5 protein-coding genes are annotated in these 4,353 nt (G+C 74.5%); 3 read left to right on the plus strand and 2 right to left on the minus strand.

The features are described 5' to 3' along the window. Positions 1-397, plus strand: a 397-nt coding sequence (locus B7767_RS30685; protein ID WP_179167353.1) for a substrate-binding domain-containing protein, incomplete at its 5' end; no start/stop codon positions are given. Positions 398-576: 179 nt separating this feature from the next. On the opposite strand, the gene trxA is transcribed toward B7767_RS30685, so the two are convergent. After that, positions 577-975, minus strand: coding sequence for a thioredoxin (gene trxA, locus B7767_RS30690; protein ID WP_085574994.1), 399 nt, complete (start codon positions 973-975; stop codon positions 577-579). Between the two features lie 118 nt (positions 976-1,093). Between trxA and B7767_RS30695 the strand changes: the two genes are divergently transcribed. Beyond that, a complete protein-coding gene (locus B7767_RS30695; RefSeq protein WP_085574995.1) occupies positions 1,094-2,539 on the plus strand; it encodes an NAD(P)/FAD-dependent oxidoreductase in 1,446 nt (481 codons plus the stop codon). Positions 2,540-2,725: 186 nt separating this feature from the next. Here B7767_RS30695 and B7767_RS30700 read toward each other — a convergent pair whose 3' ends face one another. Next, positions 2,726-3,370 (minus strand): peptide deformylase, encoded by a 645-nt coding sequence (locus B7767_RS30700; protein ID WP_085574996.1) that lies wholly within the window; start codon positions 3,368-3,370, stop codon positions 2,726-2,728. 129 nt (positions 3,371-3,499) lie between these two features. On the opposite strand from B7767_RS30700, the gene B7767_RS30705 reads away from it, so the two are divergent. Further along, positions 3,500-4,353: PepSY domain-containing protein (locus B7767_RS30705; protein ID WP_143652710.1), on the plus strand; the 854-nt coding region annotated here is incomplete at its 3' end.

Consider the following 4,353-nt stretch of genomic DNA (forward strand, 5'->3'; position numbering starts at 1 on the left):
CCGCCTGGCCGGCGTGCGCGCCGCCCTGCGCGACACCGACGCCACGGTCACCGAGCTGCCGCTCGCGCACGACGAGGGCGCCGCCGCACGGCTGGCCGCCCGCTGGCGCGAGCTCGGCCTCGACGGCGTGTTCACGTACAACGACGAGTACGCGATGCTGCTGATGCGCGCGCTCCAGGACGAGGGCGTCCGCATCCCGGAGGAGACCGCCGTCGTCGGCGCCGACAACCTGATGCTGGGCCGGCTGCTGCGCCCCCGCCTGAGCACCGTCCACCTCGAACTGCCGTCCGGCCGTGAACTGGCCGGACTGGTGGACCGCGCGGTGCGCGACCCGGCCACGGCCCCCGAGGCCCACAAGGTGCTGGGCGCGTCGGTGGTACGACGCGAGTCGAGCTGACCTTTCAGGGACGCGCGGGCCCGGCGTGGCCGATCGCGCGGTTCCCCGCGCCCCCGCGGGGGCGCGGGACCGTGCCGACAGGCGGCTTTGCCGCCGTGGGCGCGCGGGGGTCCGGGGCGGAGCCCTCAGGGGAGGGAGGGCGGCCGGGGACTGTACCCCTCACCGCCGCCGGGGCCGCCTCAGGCGTCCGGCGCCTCCCCCTGCTGTGCCTGCTGCGCCTGCTGCTCGGCGATCTGCTTGCGTACGTCGTCCATGTCCAGCTTGCGCGCCTGCCCGATGACGTCCGTCAGAGCGGCCTCGGGCAGCGCGCCCGGCTGGGCGAACACGGCGACCTGATCACGCACGATCATCAGCGTCGGAATCGACTGGATGCCGAAGGCCGCGGCCAGCTCCGGCTGCGCCTCGGTGTCCACCTTGCCGAACACCAGGTCCGGGTTCTCCTCCGCCGCCTTCTCGTACACCGGCGCGAACTGGCGGCACGGACCGCACCAGGCCGCCCAGAAGTCGATCAGTACGAACTCGTTGTCCGTGACCGTCTGGTCGAAGTTCTCCTTGGTGAGCTCCACGGTGCTGCTCATCGCGCGTTCCCTCTTCCTGGTGTCGGGTCGGGCCGTCGGCACAACACGGCCGGCCGGTCACGTATTCCGCGCCCCTACCCATGTGGCCACAGCGCACACCACCCACCAGACTGACGCCATGACGGAAACGCAACCGACGCAACCGGAATCAACCGCCTACGACGTCGTGGTGCTCGGCGCCGGACCCGTGGGCGAGAACGTCGCCGACCGCACCCGCGCCGCCGGGCTCACCACCGCGGTCGTGGAGAGCGAGCTGGTCGGCGGCGAGTGCTCCTACTGGGCGTGCATGCCCAGCAAGGCCCTGCTGCGCCCGGTCATCGCCCGGGCCGACGCCCTCCGCGTCCCCGGCCTGAGCCGGTCCGTCCAGGCCCCCCTGGACGCCGACGCCGTACTCGCCCGCCGGAACTCCTTCACCTCCGACTGGAAGGACGACGGCCAGGTCCGGTGGCTGGAGGGCACCGGCGCCGACCTGTACCGCGGCCAGGGACGGCTCACCGGCCCGCGCGCCGTCACCGTCACGGACGCCGACGGCGGCAGGCGGGTCCTCACCGCCCGGCACGCCGTCGCCGTCTGCACCGGCAGCCGCGCCCGGCTGCCCGACCTGCCCGGACTCGACGGGGTCCGGCCCTGGACCAGCCGCGAGGCCACCGGCGCGCAGTCCGTGCCCGGTCGGCTGGTCGTGGTCGGCGGCGGGGTCGTCGCCACCGAGATGGCCTGCGCCTGGCAGGCCCTCGGCTCGCGGGTCACCGTCCTCGTCCGCGGCGAGAGCCTGCTGAACCGCATGGAGCCGTTCGCCGGCGAGATGGTCGCCGAAGCGCTCACCGAGGCCGGCGCGCGGATCCGCACCGGCACCTCCGTGAAGTCGGTGACCAGGGAGAACGGCACGGTCCTGGTCGTCACCGACGACGGTGACCGGATCGAGGCCGACGAGATCCTCTTCGCCACCGGCCGCGCCCCGCGCACCGACGACATCGGCCTGGAGACGATCGGTCTGGAGCCAGGCTCCTGGCTCACCGTGGACGACAGCCTCCGCGTCACCGGCCACGACTGGCTGTACGCCGTCGGCGACGTCAACCACCGGGCCCTCCTCACCCACCAGGGCAAGTACCAGGCCCGGATCGCGGGCGCCGCCATCGTCACCCGGGCCGCCGGGGAGCCCGTACCCGCGGAGGACTGGGGCGCGCACGCCGCCACCGCCGACCACGCCGCCGTCCCCCAGGTCGTCTTCACCGACCCGGAGGCGGCCTCCGTCGGCCTCTCCCTGGCCGAGGCGCAGCGGGCGGGCCACCGCGTCCGCGCCGTCGACGTCGACCTGTCCTCGGTCGCCGGAGCCGCCCTGTACGCCGACGGCTACAAGGGCCGCGCCCGCATGATCGTCGACCTCGAGGAGGAGATCCTGCGCGGCCTCACCCTCGTCGGCCCCGGCGTCGGCGAACTCATCCACTCCGCGACCATCGCCGTCGCCGCCCAGGTCCCGATCGCCCGCCTGTGGCACGCGGTCCCGTCCTACCCGACGATCAGCGAGATCTGGCTCCGCCTCCTGGAGGCCTACCGCGACGCCTGAGCCCCACCGCAGCCCGTCCGGGGGAGAAGCCGGGAGTGGGGGAGGGGAGCGGCGGGGCGAACCACCCCGGGGAACGGCGGCCGACGGCCCGGTCCGGCGGAGGACGACGGTCAAGGCGTCCGACACCGAGCGCCCCGGTCCGCCGTCCGGTGGGCGGATGCCGCCGGACGACGGGCCGGGGCGGGGTCACGGCAGTTCGAAGCCCAGTTCCCGGGCCGCCCGCTCCGGGGCCGGCTGCGACCAGCGTTCCATCACGGACCGGTTGGACGACAGCGAGCGCGGCTCGGCCCGGTCGAGGTACAGCGCGCCGTCGAGGTGGTCCGTCTCGTGCTGCACGATCCGCGCGGGCCAGCCGGTGAACACCTCGTCCAGCGTCCGCCCGTGCTCGTCCTGCCCCCTCAGCCGCACCTCGGCGGGCCGCGCCACCACCGCCTGATACCCCGGCACGCTCAGACACCCCTCGAAGAACCCGACCCGCCGGGTGCCGACCGGCTCGTACACCGGATTGACCAGCACCCGGAACGGTTGCGGCACCCGCCCGCGCGCGAGGCGCACCTCCTCCGGGACCGGCGCCGGATCCTCGATCACCGCGATCCGCAGCCCCACCCCGACCTGCGGCGCGGCCAGCCCGACACCCGGCGCCGCACGCATGGTGACCCGCAGCGCCGCCACGAACCGGGCCAGCAGAGCGGGCCCCAACTGCCCGTCGTACGGCTCGGTACCCCCGCGCAGCACCGGGTCACCGGCCGCGACCACGGTCAACGGCCCTTCCACGGACAGCAGTTGCTCGACCCGCTCGGCCAAGGGTGCGCGATCGTCCGGAGTTCCCATCCCGCCAGGATCGCACGCCTTTTGCATGTGGCGCAGGTCACACACATTTCCCGGGAACCGGACGCCCCGCCGCCCCGACTACTGCACCACCACCCCGCCCGCCAAGACGTCCCCGGGAGAACCCCACCGATGACCACCGCTCCCTCGACCCCCACGGACGAGGCACCGAAACCCCCCGCCCCCGCACCCGCGAAGAGCGCCTGGGCCGGCCTGCGCCCCCTCGTCCTGCGCCTGCACTTCTACGCGGGAGTCCTGGTCGCGCCGTTCCTCCTGGTCGCCGCCCTCACCGGCCTGCTGTACGCCGCCTCGTTCCAGGCCGAGAAGATCGTCTACGACCATGAGCTGACCGTCCCCGTCGGCGACCGCAAGCTGCCCGTCTCCGAGCAGGTGGCCGCCGCCCGTGAGGCCCGCCCCGAGGGCACGGTCTCCGCCGTACGCCCCTCACCCGAGGCGGACGCCACCACGAGGGTGATGCTGTCCGGCATACCGGGCGTGGACCCCGACCACACCCTGGCCGTGTTCGTCGACCCGTACACCGCGAAGGTGCGCGGCGAACTGGAGCAGTACGGCTCCTCGGGCGCACTGCCCCTGCGCACCTGGATCGACGAGTTCCACCGCGATCTGCACCTCGGCGAACCGGGCCGTCTCTACAGCGAGTTCGCCGCGAGCTGGCTGTGGGTGATCGCGGGCGGGGGAGTGGTGCTGTGGTTCTCCCGGCGCCGCGCCCTGCGCAAGCTGCGCGGCACCGACGGACGGCGCCGCACACTGGCCCTGCACGGCGGCGTGGGCGTCTGGGTCGCGGCCGGCTTCGTCTTCCTCTCGGCGACCGGCCTGACCTGGTCCACCTACGCCGGTGCGAACATCGGCGAGCTGCGCACCTCCCTCGGCCAGGAGACCCCCTCGGTGTCGGCCGCGGCGGCCGGCGAACACGCGGGCCACGGCGCGGCCGGCGGCACGGCGGGCGACGCGGCTCACGGGGCCGG

This window comes from Streptomyces sp. 13-12-16, assembly GCF_002114215.1.
Lineage (GTDB): Bacteria > Actinomycetota > Actinomycetes > Streptomycetales > Streptomycetaceae > Streptomyces.

Excerpts from the sequence above, each read along its gene's own strand:
- trxA (WP_085574994.1), bottom strand. The coding sequence starts at position 975 with ATGAGCAGCACCGTGGAGCTCACCAAGGAGAACTTCGACCAGACGGTC.
- B7767_RS30695 (WP_085574995.1), top strand. The coding sequence starts at position 1,094 with ATGACGGAAACGCAACCGACGCAACCGGAATCAACCGCCTACGACGTC.
- B7767_RS30700 (WP_085574996.1), bottom strand. The coding sequence starts at position 3,370 with ATGGGAACTCCGGACGATCGCGCACCCTTGGCCGAGCGGGTCGAGCAA.